The sequence below is a fragment of the Paenibacillus sp. GYB003 genome (assembly GCF_036577625.1).
Lineage (GTDB): Bacteria > Bacillota > Bacilli > Paenibacillales > NBRC-103111 > Paenibacillus_AB.
In genome coordinates this window covers 39,003-64,500 of the sequence record NZ_JARBDC010000001.1, presented here as the reverse complement: position 1 = coordinate 64,500, position 25,498 = coordinate 39,003, and the positions used below count along the sequence as shown (strand labels likewise).

The 25,498-nt window shown below is 60.2% G+C and carries 22 protein-coding genes; 14 read left to right on the top strand and 8 right to left on the bottom strand.

What is annotated here, in order from left to right:
• Positions 1–43: 43 nt before the first annotated feature.
• Positions 44–277, bottom strand: coding sequence for a hypothetical protein (locus tag PV407_RS00315; protein WP_332087850.1), 234 nt, complete (start codon positions 275–277; stop codon positions 44–46).
• Between the two features lie 249 nt (positions 278–526).
• On the opposite strand from PV407_RS00315, the gene PV407_RS00310 reads away from it, so the two are divergent.
• Positions 527–1,798 carry an MFS transporter gene (locus PV407_RS00310; RefSeq protein ID WP_332087849.1) on the top strand — a complete coding sequence of 424 codons (1,272 nt, stop codon included), beginning with the start codon at positions 527–529 and terminating at the stop codon, positions 1,796–1,798.
• 71 nt (positions 1,799–1,869) lie between these two features.
• Here PV407_RS00310 and PV407_RS00305 read toward each other — a convergent pair whose 3' ends face one another.
• The 3 genes from PV407_RS00305 to PV407_RS00295 form a co-directional block, all read right to left on the bottom strand.
• Positions 1,870–2,565, bottom strand: coding sequence for a DUF2238 domain-containing protein (locus PV407_RS00305; RefSeq protein ID WP_332087848.1), 696 nt, complete (start codon positions 2,563–2,565; stop codon positions 1,870–1,872).
• Between the two features lie 152 nt (positions 2,566–2,717).
• Positions 2,718–3,668 carry a zinc dependent phospholipase C family protein gene (locus tag PV407_RS00300; RefSeq protein WP_332087847.1) on the bottom strand — a complete coding sequence of 317 codons (951 nt, stop codon included), beginning with the start codon at positions 3,666–3,668 and terminating at the stop codon, positions 2,718–2,720.
• 51 nt (positions 3,669–3,719) lie between these two features.
• The gene (locus tag PV407_RS00295) at positions 3,720–4,586 is read right to left on the bottom strand and encodes an amidohydrolase family protein (protein WP_332087845.1); all 867 of its coding nucleotides are present in this window, start codon (positions 4,584–4,586) and stop codon (positions 3,720–3,722) included.
• A 351-nt stretch (positions 4,587–4,937) separates the two neighbouring features.
• Between PV407_RS00295 and PV407_RS00290 the strand changes: the two genes are divergently transcribed.
• The 3 genes from PV407_RS00290 to PV407_RS00280 all read left to right on the top strand — a co-directional run bounded on the left by PV407_RS00290 (position 4,938) and on the right by PV407_RS00280 (position 7,100).
• Complete coding sequence (locus PV407_RS00290; protein ID WP_332087844.1) at positions 4,938–5,606, top strand: nitroreductase family protein; 669 nt, start codon at positions 4,938–4,940, stop codon at positions 5,604–5,606.
• A 127-nt stretch (positions 5,607–5,733) separates the two neighbouring features.
• Positions 5,734–6,165 (top strand): RrF2 family transcriptional regulator, encoded by a 432-nt coding sequence (locus tag PV407_RS00285; RefSeq protein ID WP_332087843.1) that lies wholly within the window; start codon positions 5,734–5,736, stop codon positions 6,163–6,165.
• Between the two features lie 182 nt (positions 6,166–6,347).
• A complete protein-coding gene (locus tag PV407_RS00280; RefSeq protein ID WP_332087842.1) occupies positions 6,348–7,100 on the top strand; it encodes an alpha/beta hydrolase in 753 nt (250 codons plus the stop codon).
• Between the two features lie 61 nt (positions 7,101–7,161).
• Here the strand turns inward: PV407_RS00280 and PV407_RS00275 are convergent, their stop codons facing one another.
• Positions 7,162–7,314: a hypothetical protein gene (locus PV407_RS00275; RefSeq protein WP_332087841.1), complete on the bottom strand. Its 153-nt coding sequence runs from the start codon at positions 7,312–7,314 to the stop codon at positions 7,162–7,164.
• A gap of 226 nt (positions 7,315–7,540) precedes the next feature.
• Between PV407_RS00275 and PV407_RS00270 the strand changes: the two genes are divergently transcribed.
• Positions 7,541–8,575: a M42 family metallopeptidase gene (locus tag PV407_RS00270; RefSeq protein WP_332087840.1), complete on the top strand. Its 1,035-nt coding sequence runs from the start codon at positions 7,541–7,543 to the stop codon at positions 8,573–8,575.
• A gap of 27 nt (positions 8,576–8,602) precedes the next feature.
• Here the strand turns inward: PV407_RS00270 and PV407_RS00265 are convergent, their stop codons facing one another.
• Positions 8,603–9,766, bottom strand: coding sequence for a M20 family metallopeptidase (locus tag PV407_RS00265; RefSeq protein WP_332087839.1), 1,164 nt, complete (start codon positions 9,764–9,766; stop codon positions 8,603–8,605).
• Between the two features lie 160 nt (positions 9,767–9,926).
• Between PV407_RS00265 and PV407_RS00260 the strand changes: the two genes are divergently transcribed.
• Positions 9,927–10,556: a GDSL-type esterase/lipase family protein gene (locus PV407_RS00260; RefSeq protein WP_332087838.1), complete on the top strand. Its 630-nt coding sequence runs from the start codon at positions 9,927–9,929 to the stop codon at positions 10,554–10,556.
• On the opposite strand, the gene PV407_RS00255 is transcribed toward PV407_RS00260, so the two are convergent.
• Positions 10,545–11,549, bottom strand: a complete 1,005-nt coding sequence (locus tag PV407_RS00255) for an electron transfer flavoprotein subunit alpha/FixB family protein (RefSeq protein ID WP_332087837.1) — start codon at positions 11,547–11,549, stop codon at positions 10,545–10,547. The two genes, PV407_RS00260 and PV407_RS00255, sit on opposite strands and share 12 nt — an antisense overlap.
• 200 nt (positions 11,550–11,749) lie before the next feature.
• On the bottom strand, positions 11,750–12,529 hold the full coding sequence (locus PV407_RS00250; RefSeq protein WP_332087836.1) for an electron transfer flavoprotein subunit beta/FixA family protein: 780 nt from the start codon (positions 12,527–12,529) through the stop codon (positions 11,750–11,752).
• A gap of 180 nt (positions 12,530–12,709) precedes the next feature.
• Here PV407_RS00250 and PV407_RS00245 point away from each other — a divergent pair, with 180 nt between their 5' ends.
• The 8 genes from PV407_RS00245 to PV407_RS00210 all read left to right on the top strand — a co-directional run bounded on the left by PV407_RS00245 (position 12,710) and on the right by PV407_RS00210 (position 25,488).
• A complete protein-coding gene (locus tag PV407_RS00245) occupies positions 12,710–14,890 on the top strand; it encodes a (Fe-S)-binding protein (protein WP_332088202.1) in 2,181 nt (726 codons plus the stop codon).
• A gap of 16 nt (positions 14,891–14,906) precedes the next feature.
• On the top strand, positions 14,907–17,300 hold the full coding sequence (locus PV407_RS00240) for a 3-hydroxyacyl-CoA dehydrogenase/enoyl-CoA hydratase family protein (protein ID WP_332087835.1): 2,394 nt from the start codon (positions 14,907–14,909) through the stop codon (positions 17,298–17,300).
• A 12-nt stretch (positions 17,301–17,312) separates the two neighbouring features.
• Entirely contained in the window at positions 17,313–18,497 is a 1,185-nt protein-coding gene (locus PV407_RS00235) for an acetyl-CoA C-acyltransferase (protein WP_332087834.1), read from the top strand.
• 16 nt (positions 18,498–18,513) lie between these two features.
• Entirely contained in the window at positions 18,514–20,289 is a 1,776-nt protein-coding gene (locus PV407_RS00230) for an acyl-CoA dehydrogenase family protein (RefSeq protein ID WP_332087833.1), read from the top strand.
• 43 nt (positions 20,290–20,332) lie between these two features.
• A complete protein-coding gene (locus PV407_RS00225) occupies positions 20,333–20,758 on the top strand; it encodes a PaaI family thioesterase (RefSeq protein ID WP_332087832.1) in 426 nt (141 codons plus the stop codon).
• 1,000 nt (positions 20,759–21,758) lie between these two features.
• Positions 21,759–21,938, top strand: a complete 180-nt coding sequence (gene yhfH, locus PV407_RS00220) for a protein YhfH (protein WP_332087831.1) — start codon at positions 21,759–21,761, stop codon at positions 21,936–21,938.
• Positions 21,939–22,661: 723 nt separating this feature from the next.
• A complete protein-coding gene (locus tag PV407_RS00215; RefSeq protein WP_332087830.1) occupies positions 22,662–24,359 on the top strand; it encodes a hypothetical protein in 1,698 nt (565 codons plus the stop codon).
• 169 nt (positions 24,360–24,528) lie between these two features.
• Positions 24,529–25,488 carry an ABC transporter permease gene (locus PV407_RS00210; RefSeq protein ID WP_332087829.1) on the top strand — a complete coding sequence of 320 codons (960 nt, stop codon included), beginning with the start codon at positions 24,529–24,531 and terminating at the stop codon, positions 25,486–25,488.
• Positions 25,489–25,498 lie beyond the last annotated feature (10 nt).

Sequence of the window (25,498 nt, the reverse complement as noted above, 5' to 3'; positions counted from 1 at the left end):
CGCGAACGGCAGCCTCGTTTCGTCTTGCCGTACCGTTTCCGGTTCAGCGGCCTCGACGATACGGCATATACGGAGTCGGGCCCGCCCCCTGCGGGTACACATGGCTTTCGGAGAAGCAGTAAACGTGTCTCGGCACGGGCACGCAATGATGACGATTCACAATTTGCACCGGATGGATGACGTTGACGATTTGCGGATGGTAATGATCTTTGTAAATGACTCTCGGCGGATCGACGACATCGCTTGCCGGGCAAACCGGTTTCGGGCAATCGGACATTATTAATTCATCTCCTTTGCGGCTGGTATACGATATGATATGAGCGCCAGGCAAAGGCCGAATGGATGGAAGCCTACTCCTTGTACGGTTTTTACGCCCATCTGAAGGCGGGATGTCCGCAGGCCGCGACTTGCCGGAGGACTCGCGCGATCGCGCAAAAATTGTCGTGGTCGGCCTTTCGAACCGGTGATACAATGTAGATGGATTGCAGCCGGCAACTCGGGCGGCTCGCCGGAAAGGGGATTTCCGATGGATCGGCAATCGGTGCGGGCTTGGGTGATGTACGATTGGGCCAACTCCGCGTTCGCGACGACGATGATGGCGGCGGTGCTGCCGATTTTTTACAGCGACGTGGCGGCTTCGACGCTGCCAAACCAGCAGACGGCGACTTCGTATTGGGGGATGACGCAATCGATCGCGATGCTGATCGTGGCGGTCCTTACGCCGGTATTGGGAGCGGTGGCGGATTATACGGGATATAAGGTCCGGTTTTTGCGATTGTTTTCGTATTTGGGCATCCTGGCGTCGTTTTGCTTCGTGTTCGTCGGCAGCGGCGACTACGTGCTGGCTTCTTTTTTGTTTATTCTCGGCACGATCGGGTTTTCCGGCGGCAACGCGTTTTACGATTCGCTGCTGAACGATCTCGTCGAGCCGGAACGAAGGGACGCCGTTTCCTCCAAAGGCTACGCGTTCGGCTATATCGGCGGCGGCGTGCTGCTCGTCGTCAATTTGCTGCTTATCCGGATGCCCGGCTGGTTCGGCTTGCCGAGCAGCTTGGCCGGCACCTATGTTTCGTTCGCCTCGGTGGCGCTGTGGTGGTTTCTGTTTTCGCTGCCGCTGTTTCGCCGGGTGAAGGACAAGCGAAACGGAACGCGGCATACGGCGCTCCAATACGCGGCTATCGGGTTTTCGCGCATTTGGAGCACGTTCAAGCGGATTACGAAATATCCGGAGCTGCTCAAATATTTGATCGCATACTGGTTTTTCAACGACGGCATCAGCACGATCATTACGATGGCGACGATTTACGGCACGGAGATCGGTCTCGGCTCGTCGCATTTGATCGCCGCGCTCGTCATTACGCAGTTCGTCGGCATCCCGTTCACGCTGCTGTTCGGCAAAATCGCGGACCGGCTCGGGTCGAAGCAGTCGCTCTACATATCGCTCGCCGTGTACGTGCTGATCGTCGTGTTCGGATTTTTCATGACGGAGACGTGGCAGTTTTACGCGCTCGCGTTCGTCGTCGGGATGGTGCAGGGGGGAAGCCAGGCGATCGCCCGGTCGATCTACAGCCGGCTCGTGCCGGCGGACCGTCCGGCGGAGTTTTTCGGCTTTCTGAGCGTATCGAGCAAATTTTCCGCCATCGTCGGGCCGTTCGTCTTCTCGGTCGTAGGACTCGCGACCGGGTCTAGCCGTCTCGGCATATTGGCGCTCGTCGTATTTTTCATCGTCGGCATCGCGCTGCTGGCGAAGGTCGACTTGCGCAAAGGGGCGGCGGAAGCGGAAGCGTCGCACGCGTAAACGTAGACGACCGTCAACCCATGGATGAAAAAACGCCGTTTCCCGCGAAGCGGCGTTTTTTTAGTCCGATTTTATTTTCGCGGCAGCGCGAAAGCCGCCAATTGCGGCTCCTCCTGTTTTCTTCGTCGGCGCCAGGCAAGCAGTCCGACCGCAAGCAGCGCTCCGGCGAGATTGGCGAACATATCTTTTTGCGTGTCGAAAACGTCGCCCTGCATCCCGACGAATTCGCCGTCGTTTTGCCCTTGTCCGGTTAGGAGGGCGCCCGCCGCTTCGATTATTTCGAATACGGCGCTCAGCCCCATCGCGATTGCGACCGGAACGATGTAAGGCCATGCGCCGCGCCTGCCGGCCAGGCGGACGTACAGCTCGCCGATCGGGTATATCCAGAGCAAGCCGAACGCGAAATGAACGAACCGGTCGTAATAGCTTCGTTTCGTATGAAACGTCGTTTTCAGCCAATCGTCGATCGGCGTCGTCGCGTACGAATAATGGGTCGCATACGTGTGCAGGACGAGGAACAGCATAATGAACAAGTACGACTGGTTGGAAAAACGGAACGCCCGGTACGTCCAGACGAGAACGACGGCCAGAACGACGACGAGCAAGTTTTCGACAAGCCACAGCGACCGCTGCACCGGCCATATGCCCATGAAAATCCAATTCAGCGAAAAAACGGCGGCGGATAACTGGAGCAGCCGGTTGCGCCGGAACGGGATATCGGGACCGAGCAGTGTGCGGCCGGGCCGGTATAACCTAGGCTCGCTCATCCGGGACGTTCGCTCCTTTCGGACGGAAATCCGTTAACATCGGTTAGCGACATTGTTTCCGATAACGTTCCGGACTATGCTTCGACTCGGCAAAATAAAAGAAAACAGAACGAGTCGGGAGAAGGCGCCCGGCGCGTCCTGTTCAGGTCTTTTCATATGATCGGGTCGACATGGACGATGCGATGTCCTTCGGCGCACGGCTTGCCGGTTTCGTAAGAGCGGTCGCCGAGGCACGCTTCGAGCCGGCTTCGCCGGTCGGCGGCTTCCGCTCCATCCCCGGCCGCATCGGCCCAATAAGCGAGCGCGGCGCTCATGACGGCCATGCCGTCGTCCATCGCCTGATCCCACAGCTCCCAAAAGCTCTCGGTATGCTTCTCTTCGGCTACGGACGGATGAAGCCATTCCCGCTTGGACTCGTTCAAATAATCGATCGGAGGCAGGCGCCGCTTGAACCGGAACGGCTCGATTTTGCCGAAGGTTAAAGCCGTTTTCAGTCCCGTCGGATCGTGAAACAGCTTTTGGGCGCGAATCATGTCGGTATAAGCGTCGTTCCAGTCGTCCGGCCCGAACCGCCCGGCAAGCTCGGGATAATGGCGGCGCGCGAGCGCGTCGAGGATGAGAGCCGTTTCGCCCGGCAAACGGTCGCCGACGTATATTTCTTTCCAGACCGGCGTATTCCAGGTGCCGATACCGAGCAGCTTGCGGGCGACCAGCGTGTCGACGATCATTTCAAACCGCTGGTGGTTCCACTTTTTGAAGCCCGATGCATAAAACACGTACGGATGAGCGTTGCGGTCCAACAGGTGATGGGTCAAAAATCCGAGCGCGTAAACGGCCTCCGGCGAGCGCAGCGGCTTGCTCCGCACGGCGTCCAGCAAATCGAGCAGAAACGGTCCGCAGCCGCGGCTGTGCATGGCGCCGCCAAGCTCGGGCATGCCGGCTCCGGACTGCCACGGCAAAAACCGGTGATAAAACAAGAAGTCCGGCCCTTGGCAGCCGAATTGGTATATCCGAAGCAGCTCCGGCGTAGCGGACGCTTCCTGGAAACCGACCCGGTCCGCCAATTCGCGGCCGAACAAAAAGTGAGTCCAGATGTTGGGCATCGGGCCTTCGAATCTCCTTTGTCCTGTACGTAACGGTATAACCGTATTGTATTAGGATAAAGGAACGAGCTTCAAGGCGTTGCCGGAGTATATTTTGGCCAGCACGTCCTCGGGCAAGCCGAGCGACTCGAGCACTTCCTGGTGCACGTTGTCGAAATAGTCGCGTCCGTACAAGATGCGGTCCTGGAATTCCAGCACGAACGACTTCGCGAATTCGGGATCGCGGCTGAACGCCCGGGCGCCCGAGCCGGCCGAAATGTCGCAGTACAGGTTCGGATATTTCCGCAGCAATTCGATCACTTTGCCGCCCGGAACGACTTTGCCGGTCGGATACGGCACCTTGTCGTACTGGTCGTCGCCGGAGATATGGGCCCAGAAGCCCGGCGCATGGCCTAGAAACGTCGTGTCCGGACAAGCTTTGACGGCCCGCTCGAACGCTTCGATGCCGCCGCCGTACCACCAGTTCGGACGCGGGTAAGAGGAGCCGGTCGCAAATTCGTAATCGATATGGACCGTGACGGGCAGCCCTTTCTCCCCGCAGAAGCGGAACAGCCGGATGGCGTCGGGGTTATCATACATCATGCGCAGCTTGATTTCGCCGTAAACGCGCACGCCGTACAGCCGAATCGCGTGATCGAGCTTGTCGATCGCGTCCGGGCGGCGCGGATCGGGGGCGTAGCCGAGGATGAACTTGTCCGGATATTGCTCGGCATAGGCGACGCAGCGGCGGAACGAAATCGGACCGTCCGGAAGCGAAGCGTCGGGCACGTTTTTTTTGTAGGCCGGATTGTATTCGTCGTCCGGACATTCCCAACTGAGCAGCCACGTTTTGTCGATGTTGTACTGCTTCATGTTTTCCAAATAGCGGGTGATGTTATAGCCGTACCAGTCGGGATGGTTATGGCAGTCGATAATCATGGACGGACCCCTCGCTTTGCGGATGATGGAAATCGATAACAAGGCTATTGTACAGGCTAAATACAGGTACGGCAATCCTTATCCGAAAAGCGGACGAAAAACGAAAGGCGAATTTGTGAATTACTGTGATTGACAAAGAAACAGTTTATGCGTATACTGTGCTTAGATTTGTTCAGTATAATCGGAGGCCGATTCGGAAACAATAAAAGATCGGCAAGAACCGGTCGCATTCGACCGGCCGATGAGCCGGGCCGATCTTCATAGTTTTCATCAATAATGCGGGAAAAAAGGCCTGCTTGTCGGTTTTACTGTAACAAAAAAATGCATAGTAAAGTTCGGGAGGAATGGAAGATGACGACTCAAATGACGACGGACGGCCAAGTCCGGGCGGATGCCGATTTTTTTCAAGTAGTAAAGGAAAGACGGTCGGTTCGGGTATATGACCCGAATTGGACGATTCCCGAAGACGAATTGCGCGACATTTTGCAAACCGCGATATTGGCGCCTTCTTCGTCCAACCTGCAGCCGTGGCGTTTTCTCGTCATCCGCGACGCCGAGCTGAAACGGAAGCTGCTGCCGATCGCGAACAACCAGCAGCAGGTCGTCGACGCCTCGGCCGTAATCGCCGTATTGGGCGATTTGAAAAGCTACGAGAAAGCCGAGTCGATTTATGCGAGTGCGGTTGCGGCCGGATATATGAGCGAGGAAGTGAAGTCGGATTTCGTCAAGCGTACCGTTCAAATATACGGCTCGCTCCCGGAGCCGGTCGCCAAAAGCATCGTACAGGTCGACGGAGGTCTCGTCTCGATGCAGCTGATGCTCGCCGCCAAGGCGAAAGGGTACGATACGGTGCCGATGGGCGGCTATAACAAGGAAAAATTCGTCGAAGCGTTCGGCGTTCCCGACCGTTACGTGCCGGTCATGCTGATCGCGCTCGGCAAAGCGGCCAAGGAAGGACATCCGACGACGCGGCTGCCGCTCGACGAGGTCGTTTTCTGGGATTCGATGGAACAGCGATAAGTTTTTTTCGAAACGGGATCAAGCTCCGCGAAGCTTGCCCGTTTTATTGTTTTAAGCGGCTTCCGGTCCGTTACGGATTGCAAAACCGCACCAAAACAGGCAATATAGGAAGAAGGAGGTGGCGAAGATGGAAGCGAATCGGAAAGACAGTCCGAGCGCAAAATGGTTCGGTTACGCGCTGCAATCGCTCGCCGTCTTGGCGATTCACGACGGCGTCTGTCCGAGCTGCGAAATCGCCGTCAAGATGGATTCTCAAGCGACGATGCTGCGGCGCATTATGGCCCAGCTGGCGAAATACGACCTCGTCGTCGCCAAGGAAGGGCGTGACGGCGGTTATTTGCTGGCGAGGCCGGCGAATCGAATTACGTTTGCGGACGTGTACGAGGCGCTCCAGCTGTCCGAGCCTCTTTCGCAGGCGCTGCTCGATTCGACGTCGGACGGCATTTTCGGGAAAGAGATGCAGTGCTATTTTACGAAGTTCGCCGGAGAATGGCAAAAGCGGGTCGTATTCGAGCTTCAACAGCGCACGATCGCCGATTTGATCGCGGGCTACAAGTGAGCGGCCGGTCCGTCCGGCCGCGACTTTTTTGCTAGAGCGAACCTGCCGGCGTTTCGCATACGCAGTCTTCCGCGTTCCAACGGTTAAGCGTTTTCATTCCAATTAACGATGGCGCGCCGCCCGTTTCGAATTTATAATGAGAGAGGATCGGAACGAACAGAGAGGCTGGTGCATTTTCGAAGATGGCTTTCATTCAATGCAATTTTTCGTCCAAAACGCTTGCGATCGGGGCGTCGATGAACGTCCTGCTGCCGGAGCCGAAGCCGGGGCAGCAGCCCGGCCGGAAATATCCGACCGTTTATTTGCTGCACGGGCTGTCCGACGACCATACGGCCTGGATGCGCTGGACTTCGATCGAACGGTACGCGCGGTCGAAAGAAGTCGCGATCGTCATGCCGGCCGTCAACCGAAGCTTTTACACCGACATGGCGGGCGGTTATCCGTATTGGACCTTTATAAGCGAAGAGCTGCCCGAAATCGCCAGATCGTTTTTCCCGCTGTCCGACAAACGGGAGGAAACGTTTGCCGCCGGGCTTTCGATGGGCGGTTACGGCGCCTTCAAGCTGGCGCTGAGAAGACCGGATTTGTTCGCCGCGGCCGCAAGCTTGTCCGGCGCGCTCGACATTAAACGTTCGAAGCCGCACTGGCAAAAAGATTTCGGTTACATATTCGGCCCTGAAGCGGACATACCGCCGGAGGACGATCTGTTCGCGCTTGCGGAAAAAGTCGCCGCGTCCGAAGGGCCGAAGCCGGCGCTGTATCAGGCATGCGGCACGGAGGATTATTTGTACGGCTCGAACCGCGACTTTTTGCAGCACGCCCGCGCGCTCGGGCTCGATCTGCAGTACGAGGACGGTCCCGGAAACCACAATTGGGAGTTTTGGGACGAATACATTCGCAAAGTGCTGGACTGGCTGCCGATTCGGTCCGCCTGACGGCAAGCGCAAAAGAGTGCCCCGATCGATCCGGGTCACTCTTTTTTTGTTCGGGGGAACGTTACATCGTGAAGCGTGTTTGATCTTTGCGCTCCGCTTCGTTTTGTTCCGGCTTCTCGGACAAGTCCACGTTAAAATGTTCGCGGTATTGGTCGATTTGCGAAGGATGTCCCGCGGGACCGTTGTTTTTCGGACGGTTGTTGCGCCCGCTCATCGATAATCACCCCCATGCCGAATCCCGGAATCCGGGCGCGGATGTCGCCGGAGGGACGCATCGATTCCCGCTCCGCCGCGTTCCGGCGCCCGGCAAAGGATCGCACCCGTAGTGTGCGCCGGCGGCCGCGCCGCCATTCGAGCGGCGATGCGAATTTATCTGGAAGCGCGAATGCGATATAATGAACGTTATGGCATGAAAACGCATGACGAAAGGATGATGTTCGATGATCTCAATCGCCCGCGAATATATGACCGATTTTTTGATGAAGCTTTTGGCGACCCCGAGCCCGTCCGGATTTTGCGAACGAATCGCCTCCGTCGTCGAAGACGAGGCGGCGACGCTCGGCTACAAAACGGAACGGACGCCGAAAGGCGGCGTCATCGTGACGGTGCCCGGCAAGAGGGGCGATATTCTCGGCATATCGGCGCATGTCGATACGCTCGGGGGGATGGTGCGGGCGATCAAGCCGAACGGCATGATCCGGTTTACGCCGATCGGCGGTTACATGATGCAGTCGGTGGAAAACGAATATTGCCGCATCCATACTCGCGACGGACGCGAATACGAAGGGACGGTGCTTCCCGTCAAGCCGTCCGTCCACGTGTACGGCGATGCCCGCGACATGAAGCGCGAGGAGGCGAACATGGAAATTCGCATCGACGAAATCGTCGCGTCGAAAACCGATACGCTCGCGCTCGGCATTTCCGTCGGCGATTTTATTTCGTGGGACCCGCGCACGCGCCGCCTGGAAAACGGCTATATCAAATCGCGCCATCTCGACGACAAGGCGGGAGTCGCCGCCGTTTTCGGGCTGCTGCAAGGACTGAGCGTCTCCGGCAGGCTGCCCGAAAGGACGTTGAAAATCGTCATTTCCGTATATGAGGAAGTCGGCCACGGTGCGTCGTACATTCCGTCCGACATCCGGGAATTGATCGCCGTCGACATGGGCGCAATGGGCGACGATTTGAGCGGCACGGAAAAGGACGTATCGATCTGCGCCAAAGATTCGTCGGGCCCTTACGATTACGGGATGACCTCGAAGCTGATCGAGCTGGCCAAACGGGAACGAATTTCGTATGCGGTCGACGTTTATCCGCAATACGGCTCGGACGCTTCGGCGGCGCTGCGCGGCGGGAGCAACATTCGGGCCGCGCTGATCGGACCGGTCGTCCACGCTTCCCACGGCATGGAGCGGACGCATGTGCAGGCGATCGCGGGTACGGCGTCGCTGCTTGCCGCTTACGCGATGCAGGCTTAGGCCGGGATACGAAGGCCTGTCTTCGTCTTAGTCGCGTTGCCGAAACGCACGTTTGATCGCCTGCAGCAGCGAGGGCTCCGCGATGACGTCGAAGGCCGTTGCGGCGAGCGCCTTCGCGCCGAGCAGCATCCCTTCGAGGGCGCGTTCCGTCATGGCGAGATCGCGAAATTCCGGCGTATGCAGCATATGCGGCTCGTCGATCACCTGAACGTACGGATGGATCGCTGGACATCGCCGCGACACGTTGCCGAGATCGAGCGACCCGTGATCTTGACCTTCCCCGATCCGATCGGGGTCGACGCCCAGGGCGATCAAGTTTTTCGTGAACGTTTCCGAAAGCGGCTCGTTCGTCCTCAGCTCGTCGTACGAGTATTCGTAATTGCTCGTCTTCAGCGTGCAGCCGGTTTGCAGCGCCGCGCCTTCCGCGCATCTCAGCACCTTGCGCACCGTCTCGTCGGTATAGGGACGGTTTGCCGACCGAACATAAAAGCGGGCCGCCGCATAATCGGGGATCATGTTCGGCGCTTTGCCGCCTTCGGTAATGACGCCGTGGATGCGCACGTGCGAGGCGAGCTGCTGCCGAAGCGCGTTGACGCCGTTAAACAGCTGCAGGACGGCATCCAGCGCGTTGACGCCGTCTTGCGGATTCGCCGCGGCGTGCGCCGCCTTGCCGACATATTCGAACTGCAGGGCGTCCATCGCGAGCGACGAGCCCGATTTTTCGAACCGGTGAAACGGGTGAGCCATCAAGGCGACGTCGACGTCGTCGAACAAACCGGCTTCCGCCATCGGCACTTTCGCGCCCGTCGTTTCCTCGGCGGGCGTTCCGTACACGCGGATCACCCCGCCGACGGCGTCGATCGCCGCTTTCAGCCCGACGGCCGCTCCCAGCCCCATCGTGCAAATCAGATGATGTCCGCAAGCGTGCCCCAGCCCGGGAAGCGCGTCGTATTCGCACAAGAAGGCGACGGTCGGCCCCGGTTTCGGCGACGCGTACGATGCGATGAACGAGGTCGACAGTCCGAGCACGTTCGATTCGACGCGAAAGCCGTGCCGCTCCAGCTCGGCCTTGAGCTTGCCGGACGCAAGCTTTTCCTCATGGCCGAGCTCGGGATGATGGCCGATAAACAGGGCGAGCTCCTTCAGTCTCTCTTCCTCTTGATGAATGGCGTTAACGAGATGTTCCTTCATCCGCTGTCCCTCCGCGAGTAAACGTGGTTTAGCCCCATTGTACCGAACCGCGGAGCGGATTGCGAACGGAAAGGAAAATAATGCGGCCGGGATATGGGCCCAATCCGGGCGCTCGTGAATATGCTGATACTACCCGAAAAAACGAGCGGAGGTTGGTATCATGCAGCGGGAACTCGTCTATTTGGCACTCGGCGATTCGTTGACGGCGGGAAAAGGGGCGCCTTACGAAAGCAGCTTCGTGCGGCAGTACGCGCGGCTCGCCGAATCGAGCCTCGGCTTGCCGATCGTCGCCGAAAACGCGGGCAAGAGCGGAGCGACGACGGCGGACATTTTGCAAACGATCAAAACCGTCGATCCGGTGCGCGCGGCCGCCGTCCGCTCGGACATCATTACGGTCACCGCCGGCGGCAACGACCTGATCCGTGCGGCCAAAACGTTTTTTTACGATAACGACGTTCGCCATCTCATGTCCGCGCTGAAGCAGTTCGATCGCAACATGACGCATATTTTGGAGACGATAAGCGCGTTGAAGCAAGGGAGCGGACCGTACGCCGTCAAAGTCGTCGGACTGTACAATCCGCTCCCCGAGTTCGAGGAAGCGATTTTTTGGGTGAACAAATTCAACGAGCATTTGCGTTCGCTGCACGGCGGCTCCGTCGCCGTCGTCGACGTGTACGATCTGTTTCTGGGCAAAGAGGACGACCTGCTGAGCGACGACCGGTTTCATCCGAACGCCGAAGGCTACCGGCTTATCGCCGAGCGCGTTCACGTCTCCGGGCTAATTCGGTGACGCGAGCCGGCGGAATTGCTCGGTCAGCAGCGGAACGATTTCGAACAAATCGCCGACGATGCCGTAATCCGCGATTTTGAAAATGGGCGCCTCCGGATCTTTGTTGACGGCGACGATGACGCGCGACCCGCTCATTCCGGCGACATGCTGGATGGCGCCGCTGATGCCGCAGGCGATGTACAGCTCCGGCGTGACGACTTTGCCGGTTTGCCCGATCTGCATCGAATAGTCGCAGTATCCGGCGTCGCAGGCGCCGCGCGATGCGCCGACCGCGCCGTTCAACACGTCCGCGAGCTCGGCGAGCGGCTTGAACCCTTCCGCGCTTTTCACGCCGCGGCCGCCGGAGACGATCACCTTCGCTTCGGACAAATCGGTTCGTCCGGCCGCGCGCTTGACGACCTGCCGGACGACCGTGCGCAAATCGGCCGCGGCCGGCTGCACGTCCTCGACCTCATCCGCCGCCCCGACGGCGGCAGTTTCGCCGACCGGGGTCGGCTGAAAGTTGTTCGGCCGGATCGTGACGATCCACGGGACGTCCGGCCCGCTGACGAAGACGCGCTTCTCGAACGCTTTGCCGGCGTAGATCGGCCGGGTGAAGCGAAACGTCGAGTCTGCGCCCGCTTCGATCGCGACGACGTCGGACATTTGCCCCGCGCGCAGCGAGGCGGCCAGCCTCGGCGCGATATCTTTGCCGAGCGCCGTATGGCCGAGCAGGACGGCCGTCGGTCGGACTCGCTTGACCGCTTCCGAAACGGCCCGGAACAGCCGCTCCGCGTTCGCCTGCTCCAGCTCCGGATCGGCGGCTTTGACGGCGCGGTCCGCGCCGGCCGCAAGCAGCAGCCGCGCATACGGCTCCGGATCGCCTCCGGCGACGAACGCCGTGACGGTTCCGCCGTCCCCGGCCAATATGCGCGCGGCCGCTACCGCCTCGAACGACACTTTCCGCAGCGTTCCTTCCCTTAATTCGGCTACGACGAGCACATGATGGTTCATGATTACCTCCTAAAAGCTTTGCGAAGCAAAGCTTGCTTCGAAAGGATAAGCTTGGGCTTCATTTTCGCGAAATAGAGTAATTGCTTTCCACTATCGATAGCTCGGTGTCATTGCATTGCGCGCGGCAAGCTCGCTCGCCTGTTCGGGCGGGTCGCCCGCGACGGGCGCCCCGCTTCGCGAGGCGGGGCGGCGGCGCGCCATTACGGCAGCGTCAGCTTGGCGTCGTCGCGCAGCGCGCGGACAAGCTCGCTCGCCTGCTCGGCCGGATCGCCCGCGATGAGGCGCCCCGCTTCGCGCGGCGGCGGCGCGGCGAGCTCGACGACGCGCGTCTTGGCAAGCAGCCGGTCGTCCGTCAAGCCCAAATCGCCGGCGCTCAGCCGGGCGAGCGGCTTTTTCTTCGCCTTCATAATACCCGGCAGCGTCGGATAGCGCGGCTCGTTCAAGCCTTGCTGCGCGGTGAAGCACGCCGGGAGCGACGTCTCGACCGTCACCTCGTCGCCCTCCGCATCCCGCACCGCAACGGCCGATCCGGTCGCGGCGTCGACGTCGAGCTTCGTAATCGCGCCGACATGCGGAATGTCCAGCAGAGCGGCGACGCGAATCGCCACCTGCCCGGAGCCGCGGTCGACAGAGAAATGGCCGCCGAGCACGATATCGTACGGCGCGCTTCCGATATACGCGGCAAGCAGCTCGGCGATGGCCGCTTCGTCCGCGCCGCCGGACGGCTCTTCGAGCAGCGCCGCCTCGTCGGCCCCCATTGCGAGCGCCGTCCGCAGCGCCTCGACGCTCCGTTCGCCGCCGACCGTTACGACCGTCACCCGGCCGCCGTGCGCGTCGCGCAGCCGGAGCGCCTCCTCGATCGCATATTCGTCATACGGGTTGATGACGAATTTGACGTCCTCCTCTTCGACCGTTCCGTCCCGGATCCGGATTTTTTCCTCCGTATCGAACGTTTGCTTGACCAATGCGACGATATGCATATGAAGCCTCTCCTTTCCGTACGGGGATTGTTGTCATGGGACCAGCCTTCCCGGTAATACAATGCAAGTAACGCGGGGCTCGATTCAAACGGGTACGTCCGTCACTCATGTATATGACGGGGGAGACCGGATTATCCGATGGGCGGCGCCCGCGGAAGCGGAAGGGGGCGGGCGCTTTTGATGTGGAAGGCGGTCAACATCGCTTTGTTCCTGTGTGCGGCGGGGTGCGGCTTATTTTGGTTCGGTCAGGCGGTGCTGCGGAGGGCGGCGTATATCAGGCTCGGGCAAAAGGAAGATCGGGTACCGTTTGCGCGGGACCGTCTTCGCGATTGGGCGGGGCACGTGTTCGGGCATAAAAGGCTGCTCCGCGACCCGCGAAGCGGCGCGATGCATCTCGCGATCTTTTACGGCTTTATCGTCGTGCAGTTCGGCGCGCTGGACATCGTGGTCAAAGGACTGTTCGGAGTCCGTCTGCCGCTGCCGGCATACGATTGGTTCGTCCTCTCCCAGGAAGTTACCGTCGTCGTCATTCTCGCCGCCGTCCTGTACGCCGCCTATCGGCGGTACGCGGAAAAGCTGGCCAGACTGAAGCGCGGCTGGAAGCCGAGCGTCGTGCTGTTTTTTATCGGCTCGTTGATGGCGTCGGTGCTGCTGACGTCCGCCTTCGAGCGAATATGGAAAAGCGAGCCGTTTTCGCCGCTCGCGCCGATCGCTTCCGTTCTCGCCGCCGGCATGGACGGCTTTATCGGCAAGGCTGCCGGGGAAGCGCTCTATTACGCCGCCTGGTGGATCCATTTGCTCATTTTGCTCGCCTTTCTCGTCTATGTGCCGCAATCGAAGCATCTCCATCTGTTGACCGCTCCCGTCAATCTGGCGCTCGGCCGTCGCGAACCGGGCAAGCTTCGCACGCTGGACCTCGAGGACGAAGGAGCGGAAACGTTCGGAACGGGCGCGATCGAGCAATTTACGCGCAAGCAGCTGCTCGATTTGTACGCCTGCGTCGAATGCGGACGGTGCACGAACGTTTGTCCCGCGGCGGGAACCGGCAAGCTGCTGTCGCCGATGCATTTGATCGTCAAGCTGCGCGACCATTTGACCGAAAAAGGGGCGGCCGTCACCTCGAAGCGGCCGTGGGTGCCATCGTTCGTTTTTCGCGGCGGCGGCGATCACGCTTCCGTCTTTCGGCCGCGCGATCCGGCCGATCGGGCGGGCTGGCAAGGATCCGGGGTGACCGACATCACACCGACGATGGGATGGCAGAAGGATGGCTGGGTTCGCCCGAAAAGCGCCGCGGCGGGGAGCGGGGAAGCCGAGCTAGTGCCGATCGCGTCCGCGAAGTTGATCGGAGACGTCGTGACGGAGGAAGAGCTGTGGGCCTGCACGACGTGCCGCAACTGCGAGGAGCAGTGTCCGGTCGGCAACGAGCACGTCGATAAATTGATCGATATGCGCCGTTACTTGGTGCTGACCGAAGGGATGTTGCCGGCCGGCGGCGCCAGAGCGCTGCACAATATCGAACGGCAAGGCAATCCGTGGGGCATCAGCCGGGGCGACCGGACGAAATGGCTGGACGATTTGGACGGGATCCGGGTACCGACCGTGCGGGAGGAGCCCGATTTTGATTATTTGCTGTTCGTCGGCTCGATGGGCTCGTACGACAACCGGACGCGCAAGGTGACGATCGCGCTCGTCAAGCTGCTGGCGCATGCCGGCGTACGGTTCGCCATTCTCGGCGCCGAAGAAAAAAATTCCGGCGATACGCCGCGCCGGATGGGAAACGAGCTGCTGTTCCGCGAATGCTGCGAGGCGAACATCGCGCTGTTCCGCAAATATAACGTGCGCAAAATCGTGACCGCCTGCCCGCATACGTACAATGCGATGAAGCGGGAATACCCGGAGTTCGGCCTCGAAGCCGAAGTCGTGCACCATACCGAGCTGCTGGCGCGGCTGCTGCGCGAAGGGAAGCTGTCGCCGTCGCATCCGGTCGAGGAGAGGACGACGTACCACGACTCCTGCTACTTGGGCCGGTACAACGGGGAATACGACGCGCCCCGGGCGATTTTGCGCGCCATTCCGGGCTTGCGGCTCGCGGAAATGGAGCGGTCCGGCGCGAACGCGATGTGCTGCGGCGCGGGCGGCGGACTGATGTGGCAGGAGGAGACGGCCGGGAAACGGGTAAACGTCGCGCGCGTGGAGCAAGCGTTGGCGGTCGCGCCGACGGTGATCGCGAGCGCTTGTCCATACTGCCTGACGATGATGGAGGACGGAACGAAATTGGCGGACACGGAAGGCGTGGCCGCCCGCGACGTGGCGGAGCTGCTGGCGGCGTCGGTGTTCGGGCCGCCCCGCATAGACGGATAAGGAAGGAGATGTTCGCGTGAGAACGATTCGTACGGCGGCCGTCATCGGCTCCGGCGTGATGGGGGCCGGCATCGCCGCGCATTTGGCCAACGCGGGCTTGCGCGTCCTGCTGCTCGATATCGTGCCGGACCGGCCGACCCCGCAGGAGGAAGCGGCCGGCAAAAGCTTGAACGACCGGGACGCCAGAAACCGTCTGGCCGTCGAAGCGATAGCGCGGCTGAAAAAGACGAATCCCGCGCCGTTTTACGAGGAAAGCCGCGCGGACCTGATCGAGCCGGGCAACGTCGAGGACGATTTCGAACGGCTGCGGGAAGCCGATTGGATCGTCGAAGCGATCACGGAGCGGCTCGATTTGAAGCGGCGGCTGCTCGCTCGCGTCGCAACGGTTTGGAGCGACGGCGCGATCGTCAGCTCCAATACGTCCGGTATCTCGATCGCCGCGATGGCGGAGGCGATTCCGTCCCCGATGAAAGAGCATTTTCTCGGGACGCATTTTTTCAATCCGCCCCGCTACATGCCGCTCGTCGAGCTTATTCCGGGACCGTCGACGAAGGGAGAAGTCGCCGCCCGGATGACGGAATTTCTCGAGCGCCGTCTCGGCAAAGGCGTCGTCGTCGCCAAAGATACGCCGAACTTTATCGCGAACCGGATCGGCACCTACGGCCTGCTGTCGACGCTGCGCATTATGGCCGAGGGCGGCTATACCGTCGCGGACATCGACGCCGTCACCGGTCCGGCGCTCGGCAGGCCGAAGAGCGCCACGTTCCGGACGCTCGATCTGGTCGGTCTCGACACGTTCGTCCATGTGGCGAACAACGTCTTCGAACGAACGGACGACCCGGTCGAGAAGGAGGCGTTCGCCGTACCCGAGCTGCTCGCCGATATGGTCCGGCGCGGCTGGCTGGGCGAGAAAAGCGGGCAAGGCTTTTACAAAAAAATAAAGGACGCCGAAGGCAGCCGCATTTTGCAGCTGGACCCGACCGCGATGGAGTACGTCCCGTCCGCCGCCCCCCGATCGGCGTCGCTCGACGCGGCGAAAGCGGCGAAAGGAGCCGCCGCCAAATGCAAAGCGCTGCTGGCCGCCGGCGACCGCCTTTCGCGGCTTGCCTGGGACATCCTCGCGCGGATGCTGCTGTACGCGGCCGAGAAGGCGGAACACATCGCCGATTCGATCGCGGACGTCGACAAGGCGATGCGGCTCGGCTTCAACTGGGAGCTCGGCCCGTTCGAAACGTGGGACGCGATCGGGCTGCGGCAGTCGGTCGCCCGGATGGAAGCCGAAGGGCTCGCCGTGCCGGAATGGGTGAAAAGCTGGCTCGCCGCCGGTAACGAAACGTTTTACGACAGACGGCAGGGGAAGACGTTTTACGTACGGGCGGGGCGGCATACGGAGCTTGAGCAGCCGCCGGAGCGCCTGTCGCTGCGGGCGCTGAAGGCGGCGAACCGGACGATCGTATCGAACGCCGGCGCCAGCCTGATCGATATCGGGGAAGACGTCGCCTGTCTCGAATTTCATTCGCCGAACAACGCGATCGGCGCCGATATTTTGACGATGATCCGCAGAAGCGCCGACTACGTCCGCGATCACTGCCGCGGGCTCGTCGTGGCCAACGAGGGCCGCAACTTTTGCGTCGGCGCCAACCTGATGCTGCTGCTGATGGAAGCCCAGGAGGAGGAATGGGACGAAGTCGATCGGATCATCCGCCTGTTCCAGACGTCGATGCTCGAGCTGAAGCGGCTGGAAAAGCCGGTCGTGGCGGCGCCGCACCGGATGACGCTCGGCGGGGGCGTCGAAGTGTGCATGGCGGCGGACCGCGTCATCGCCCATGCCGAGACGTACTACGGCTTGGTGGAAGCCGGCGTCGGCTTGATCCCGGCGGGAGGCGGCACGAAAGAAATGGCGATTCGCGCCGCGGAGTCGGCGCTCGAGGCGGATGCCGATCTGCAGCTTGCGGTGAACCGCGCGTTCGAGACGATCGGCATGGCGAAAGTGTCCGGCAGCGCGGCGGATGCGGTGCGGCTCGGGCTGATGCGCCGCGGAGACGTCCCGGCGATGAACCGCGACACGCATTTGTTCGAGGCGAGGCGCGCCGTTCTCGAGCTTGAGCGCGGCGGGTATGCGCCGGCCGCGGGCAAGCCGGTCAAAGTCGTCGGACGCGACGGAAAAGCGGTGCTGCAGCTCGGCGCGCAAACGATGCGCGAAGGCGGGTACATCTCGGACCACGACCGCAAAATCGCCGCGAAGCTCGCTCACGTCCTGTCCGGCGGCGACGTTCCCGCCGGGACGGAAGTGTCCGAGCGCTATTTGCTCGACCTGGAGCGCGAGGCGTTTCTCAGCCTGTGCGGCGAACCGAAGACGAGGGCGCGCATGGAGCATATGCTGAAAAACGGCAAGCCGCTGAGGAATTAGGGGGTGACCAGGGTGGAGGAAGCGGTTATCGTATCGGCCGTCCGCACCGCCGTCGGGCGGGGGCGCAAAGGGAGCCTGGCGCAAACGCGGGCCGAAGATTTGGGCAAAACCGTCCTGCGGGCGGCGGTCGACCGGGCTCCCGGCCTGGCCAAGGACGATGTCGACGACATTATCGTCGGCTGCGCGATGCCGGAGGGCGAGCAAGGGCTGAATTTCGCCCGGACGATGGCCGTGTACGCCGGGTTTCCGGTTTCCGTTCCGGCGATTACGGTCAACCGGTTTTGCTCGTCCGGCTTGCAGGCGATCGCCTACGCGTCGGAGCGCATCATGCTCGGAAGCGCGAACGCCGTTATCGCCGGCGGCGTGGAAAGCATGAGCCATGTCCCGATGACGGGCTTCAAGCTGTCGCCCCATCCGGACATCGTCGAAACGATGCCGGAGCTGTACATGAGCATGGGCCATACGGCGGAAAAAGTCGCGAAGCGCTACGGCATTTCCCGCGAGGAGCAGGACCGGTTCGCCGCGGAAAGCCACCGCAAGGCGCACGCCGCCCGAACGGAAGGAAAGTTCGCCGACGAAATCGTGCCGGTCGCCGCGTCGTTCGGCGGCTTCGATCCGGCCGAAGGCCCGTGGACGAAAACGTTCGAATTCGCGGCGGACGAATGCATCCGGCCGGATACGACGGTGGAGGCGCTCGCGAAGCTGAAGCCCGCTTTTTCGGCGGGCGGGACGGTGACGGCCGGCAACGCATCGCCGATCAGCGACGGGGCGGCGGCCGTGGCGGTCATGAGCCGAAGCAGGGCGGAAGCGCTCGGGTTGAAGCCGCTAGCCGCCTTTCGCGCTTTCGCGGTCGCGGGCGTCGAGCCGGAGGTGATGGGCATCGGCCCCGTGGAGGCGATTCCGAAGGCGCTGCGCATGGCCGGCCTCGGCAAAGACGACATCGCCCTGTACGAAATCAACGAAGCGTTCGCCTCGCAGTGCATCGAAGTGATACGCCGGCTCGAGCTCGACGAAGCGAAGGTGAACGTGAACGGCGGCGCGATCGCGTTGGGCCATCCGCTCGGCTGCACGGGCGCCAAGCTGACCGTTACGCTGCTCGGGGAGCTTCGCCGCCGCGGCGGCGGCTTCGGCGTCGTCTCGATGTGCATCGGCGGAGGGATGGGCGCGGCCGGCATTTTCGAAGTCTATGCCGATTGAAAGGAGGAAGGCGTTTATGGCAGCGATAGTGAAAGGCGGAAGCTTCGTGATCGATTCGACTTCGTGGCGGGACGTCATGACGCCGGAAGATTTCACGGAGGAGCAGACGATGATCGGGGATGCGGCGGAGCATTTCGTCGAGCACGAGGTGCTGCCGCACGACGCGGAGCTGGAAAAGCTCGATTACGGGCTGACGGTGCGATTGATCCGCAAAGCCGGGGAGCTCGGCCTGCTCGGCGTCGACGTCCCGGAACGGTACGGCGGACTCGGACTCGATAAAGTGAGCTCGACGCTCATCAGCGAAAAGCTGGCCAAAGGCTCGTCGTTCGCCTTGTCGGTCGGCGCCCATGTCGGCATCGGCACGCTGCCGATCGTTTTTTTCGGCACGGCTGAGCAGAAGCAAACGTATTTGCCCGATTTGGCCGACGGCACGAAAATCGCCGCGTACTGTCTGACCGAGCCGTCGTCCGGGTCGGATGCGCTCGGCGCGAAGACGACGGCGACGCTGTCCGAGGACCGTTCGCACTATGTGCTGAACGGCGCGAAGCAGTTCATAACGAACGCGGGCTTCGCCGACCTGTTCATCGTCTATGCGAAAGTCGACGGCAAACATTTTTCCGCCTTTATCGTCGAACGGACGATGGAAGGGGTCGGCATCGGTCCCGAGGAAAAGAAGATGGGGATCAAAGGCTCCTCCACCTGTCCGCTTATCCTCGACAACGTGAAGGTACCGGCCGCCAACTTGCTGGGCGAGCCGGGCAAAGGGCATGTGATCGCCTTCAATATTTTGAACATCGGGCGTTTCAAGCTCGGCGCGGGTTGCATCGGAGCCGCCAAGGAAGCGATCGCGCTCAGCAGCAGCTATGCGAATGCGCGGCACCAGTTCGGCAAGCCGATATCGTCGTTTCCGCTGATCGGAGAAAAGCTGGCGGCGATGAACATCGTGACGTACGTGCTGGAAAGCATGGTGTACCGGACGGCGGGCCTGATCGACGGGATGCTGCAAACGATCGACCCCGGAGCCGATTCCGCCGGCGTCCTGTCGGCCAAAGGGATCGCCGAATACGCGCTGGAATGCTCGATCAACAAAGTGTTCGGCACGGAAGCGCTCGACTTCGTCGCCGACGAAGGGGTGCAAATTCACGGCGGCTACGGTTTCATCCAGGAGTATAAAATCGAGCGCATTTACCGCGACTCGCGGATCAACCGCATTTTCGAAGGGACGAACGAAATCAACCGGCTGCTCATTCCCGGAACACTGCTGAAAAAAGCGATGAAGGGCGAGCTGCCGCTTATGGAGCGCGCCGGGAGCGTGCAGGAAAAAATGCTCGAGCCGGCGGAGCGGGAGGAGGACGATTCGGCGTTCGGCGCGGAGAAGCGGCTGCTCGCCACGGCGAAGCAAATCTTCCTGCTCGTCGGCGGGCAGGCGGCCCAGACGTACGGCCTGCGACTGGAAGACGAGCAGGAGGTGCTCGCGCTGCTGTCGGACATGATGATTCGCATCTATGCGATGGAAAGCGCGCTGCTGCGGGCCGAGAAATTGGCGGCAGCGTCCGGCGAAGAGCGAGGCCGGCTCGCCTCGATGATGACGACCGTCTACGTGCACGAGTCGTTTGCGCAGATCGAGCTCGATGCGAAGCGGGCGGTGGCGGCGATGGCGACGGGCGACCTGCTCGCGCTGCAGCTGTCCGTCCTGCGCAAGTGGACGCGGCATACGCCGCCGGACACGATCAAGCTGAAGCGGCACATCGCCGACAAAGTGAAAGCCGCCGAGCGATACGTCGTCGTATGATCGCGGCAAATCGCCGCGGACGGAACGGGAGGGAACCGGCATCATGGAGGGCGAGATCGATCTGGACCGTTTCGTGCGCAGCATGGAGGAAGCGGCCAAAGGAACGTTCTGGGAGGAGCTCGGCTGCTCGCTCGAGCGCGTCGAACCGGGGCTTACGGTCGTAACGCTCGACGTGACGGGCCGGCATTTGAACGGCATCGGCATTTTGCACGGCGGCGTCCATGCGTCGCTGCTAGACAACGCGATGGGCATTACGGCGATGGTGGCGAGACCCCGCGACAAAGTGGTGACGACCAATTTGAACGTCCACTATTTGTCGCCGCTCGTGCCGGGGAAAGTGACGGTGACCGCCGAGCTCATCCATCAGTCGCGGAAAATGGTGACCGTATTCGGCAAAATCGAAGACGCGCAAGGCCGCCTCGGCTCGTGGGGAAGCGGCTCGTTTCGGGTGCTGGCGGCGGACGGGTAAAAGCTCGCCGGAGGCGCGGGGCCGGTGCGTTCCTCGCCGCCGGTTCCGACTGCGCAGCCGGGACGCTTGCGCGGGTAAGTTAACCCGCAGGCGCGCCGTTGTACTTCGCGGTAGGCGGGCAGTACGCGCAATCCGCACCAGCATGCTCGCAGAATGCAGAAACAATGTTCGCAGTACATCACAGTACACACGCGGTACATGCGCGCACAATCCGCACGCAATCCGCACACCAATTCACATGCTATACGCGCAATCGCACGCTATACAGGCAATACAGGCAGCATCCGCTGTACCTACTTACGCAACTCAACTATTTAAGCAAATGCCGCCGATTCGCTTGGATGGACCCTATGACTGACCGCAAACCGTGCCGATCGGCACGGTTTTTTCGCGTCAGAGGCTCCGAAAGCCTGCGTATCGCCGATTTGACGGAAATCGGCGTGCCGCCCGCCAATAAGTCAAATAAATAGAAGACGTTCGGGTCCGCTATTCGAGCGGAATCGGCTTGCATCGAATATTAGCGGACGTTTGAGGCTGCTAATTTCGGTCGACGGGCCGCGTTTGGGTCATTTTTGGTTGAAGCTGCACCAATTAGCGGTCCGTCTTCTATTTTCGAATTTTGCGTCAATATCGCCGAAATAGGAGTCCCCAGGAGCTTTTAACGATCCGGGCCCGGCCTGTCGGCAGTAGTCGACGATTACTTGTCCATCGAATATGCGACAGGAGGGACCGGATGTCAAGGAACGACCGCGCCGTGCTTCGACCAACCGCATGGCGCCGACGATACGCGGCCCGGAACCGTAAATTGCCATCTCGCCGTGAGGTTCCTCCCTGCGAATGAGCTTGTTTTCACCTAACATACCGACCGTCGACCTGTGGATCGGAACGATGATGTGATCTCCGCAAAAAAACGTTCGCAATCGGCAACTTGTTGTTATATAATAATCGTACAATTTATAAACTGTAGTAGTACAATTGTCGAAGGATGTGACCGTCTCGCATGCTGCCGAACGTTAACCAGTTTTTCGATTCGCTTCCGAAGAAGCAATGCTCGAGGTGCGGCTCCGTTATGGAGGAGCTTTCCGAATGCTACACGCACGTATGCGACGAGTGCAGCTCGCACGCCGTATTCCCGCTGGCGTTCAAGCCCGAACCGAAATACAGTCCGAAGGCGGGATAATTGCCGGCTCCGGCGAAAACGGTGTGCCCGATAAAGACGTTTCCGGTCCGCCTGACGCGGCGGTATTGGAGGCGTCTTTGCGGCCTTCTCGGGGTCTGCGGCTGCTGAACGCTATAGTGCTTGGCCTAAAGTTTCCGCGAAGTTTGTGCTCTTTGCGGAATGTGCTCTCTTTACGAGCTCTGCGGTCTTTACGCTCTTTGCGGTCTTTGCGCTCTCTGCGGGCTCTGCAGCACTTTGTCCATACCCCGCACTCTTTGCGAAGTCTGCAGCTCTGCGGAAACGGCGAATCGTTGCGGACGCTGCGAGATGAGTTGACAGTTGTCCCGTTTTCGCGATGGCTGAAAATGTTGACGTTTCGTTCTCCTCCTCGATCTACCGGTGCTCGAATCTTTCTGATTCCTTCGCAATTTTCGAGATATTGCGCATTACCTGATCTTCCGCCCGAATGGCTTTTGTCCTTTCCAATTCCCGCCACTCCGCTTTTACCGCCTAACCCGGTTATCCCCGTCTCAACGCCAAGTTAACGATGCATTCGAAGAGACCCGACCTGTCCCGTACGACTGTTGTTTTTGCGATTGCCAAACTTCTTCATTGCCGAACGGGGCAACTTGTGTTACCATCGGAATGGCTTCTTAAATACATGTATAATACAGATGATTAATTATTGAAGCCGGTCTGCACCGTAGAGTCCAGTACATTTTCACGACACAAGGAGAGGGTATCATGACGAAAATGGCGAACGTTGCCGTATTGAACGATCGGAAAGCGATAACAAAGCTGCATGCGTACGGGTTGAACGCGTTCGGTTTATATGCGTGCGAAGTGCTGTCGCATGCCGGCATAACGTATACGGAGCTTGCAAGCGTCGACGAGATCGCGGAAGGCGCTTACGACGTCGTGATCGCGGCGGTATGCGGGGAGGACGAACGGACGGCGGCAGCGTTGACGGCCTATATGGAACGAGGCGGCATCGTCGTCAACTGCGCCGGACTGAATAAAGTCGGGGCGAAGCTCGGCTATGCCAAAGACGAAGAGGTCGGCGTCGGATACGCGTATTTGGACGAAGCGGAAGACGGGGATGCGCCTTTGCGCTTTTTGGCCGCCGTACCTTGGCGGCAGGCCGGTCCCGAGCCGAAGGCTTCGCCGACGGCAAGCGGCCGCATCGTGCGCGAACGGCCGGACGGACAAGCCGCGGCGCCGGCGCTGCAGTCGTTTCGGGTCGGAAACGGCTCTTTGCTCCGCTGGACCGTCGACATTTGGAGCACGATCGTCAAGCTGCAGCAGGGGCTCGGGCCGGTGCTCGAGGACGGCGTTCCGGCCGAAGACGGAACCGGCGCGGTCAACGACGGCATATTGAAGGCGGACGACCTGGCAGCGGTCGATTGGCGGTTGGACCGGTTGACGACCGAGACGGGGATGCCGTACTTCCCGTACCCGTACGCCGATTTGTGGCGCGAGGCGTTCGTCGGCACGCTGCTTCGGGCGATCGTCGACCGCGGCATGACGCTGCCGTTCGTCGCCTATTATCCGGACGGCGTTTCCCATGTGCTGATGATGTCCCACGACAGCGACGGCAACAAAGACGAATACGCCGTCAAAACGCTCGAGCTGCTCGCCGAAGTCGGGCTGAAGACGACTTGGTGCATGCTGGAACCGGGGTACGGGAAACCGGTCTACGAGCGGGTGAAGGCGGCCGGACACGAGCTTGCGTTCCATTACAACGCGCTCGATTCGCAAAAAGGATTTTGGGCGGAACCGGAATTCGCCCGTCAGCTGCAATGGCTGAAAGACGCGGCCGACATCGCCGAAGTCACCTCGAACAAAAACCATTACACCCGCTTCGAAGGCTGGGGCGAGCTGTTCGAATGGTGCGAGCGCTACGGCATCGCCGCCGACCAGACGCGCGGCCCGAGCAAAAAAGGCAACGTCGGCATGCTGTTCGGCACGTGCCATCCGTACTTTCCGATCGCCTGGTCGACGGACGGCAACCGGATGTACGACGTGCTGGAAATGAGCTTTCTGACCCAAGATTTGGAGTTGTCGACATTGTCCGATAATTCCGTCATTCGCCCGTTTTTGGAGCAGGTGAAGCGGGTAAGCGGCGTGGCCCATTTCTTGTATCACCAGGTTCATATTTTCAATCACGAGGCGGTGCGCGATTCGATCCGGAAGCTCGTTCGCGAGGCGCGTCAACTCGGTTTCGAATTTTGGACAGGAAAAAAAGTGAACGATTGGGAACGGTATCGGAGAACGCTGAGGGCGGCGGTCGCGGAAGACGGAACGGTTTCCCTCGAAGGGTCTTCCTCGTCCTACGACGTGGTTGTATATATTCCCGCAAATCCAGGCGCCACGGGCGATTTGGGCTCCGGAACGGAGAAGCGGTTCGGCGTTTCCTGTCACAAAAAGGTAATCCGATTGTAAGGGCTCCCCATGCGTTACCGGTTGCATAATAAAGACCTTTTAAAGACATATTTTGCGTCATGCAAACCTTGTAATCGCAAAACATTACGAATATGATTGGTGTATGGGGTAGTCTTGTACACGCTCAACCGTTTCGACATGAAATGCAGATCAAACAGGAGGTATGAGAGTGAAGACAGGTCATGTTGCTACAGGGAGCGCGAACAACGGCATTGGACAACGCTTTCGCAATCTGGGCAAAACGGTGGCGCGATACAAGTGGTTTTACTTGATGATGCTGCCCGGCATTTTGTATTTCATCATCTATCATTACATTCCGATGGGCGGATTGTTGATCGCATTCCAGAAATACAATTTGGCCAAAGGCATCTTCGGCAGCGAATGGGTCGGTTTCGACAATTTTCGCACGGTTTTTACGTCTCCGGACTTTCCGGACTTGATACGGAATACGCTTATCATTAGTTTGTACCGGATCGTATTTAATATGATTCCGGACGTCATGCTCGCGCTCATTTTGAACGAAATTCGTCTGCAATGGTTCAAGCGCGCGATTCAAACGATTACGTACGGTCCGTATTTTCTTTCGTGGATTATCGTGTACGGGCTCGTTTTCTCGTTCTTGGCTCCGGATTCGGGTCTGATCAGCACGTGGTGGCGGGATCATATGGGCGAAACGCTGAACTTGCTGACGGACAAGGACTGGTTCCGTCCGATTTTGATTTTGACCGACATTTGGAAAAGCACGGGGTACGGGGCGATCATTTATTTGGCCGCTTTGGCGACGATCAACAACGAGCTGTACGAGGCCGCCGTCGTGGACGGCGCCGGCAGGTGGAGACAGCTTTGGCACATTACGCTGCCGGGAATCCGCGAAGTGTTCGTGCTTCTGCTTATTCTCCGGATCGGCCACATTATGGATGCCGGTTTCGAGCAAGTATACATTTTCTTGAACGCTCGCGTTTACGAGGTCGGTGACATTATCGACACCTGGGTGTTCCGGCGCGGGATCGAGAATTTGGAATTCAGCGTCGCGTCCGCGGTCGGTTTCTTCAAATCGGTCATCGGATTTGTGCTGGTCGTGGCGGCGAACAAGATTTCCAAAAAACTCGGCGGATCCGGGATCTGGTAGGAGGTCGAAA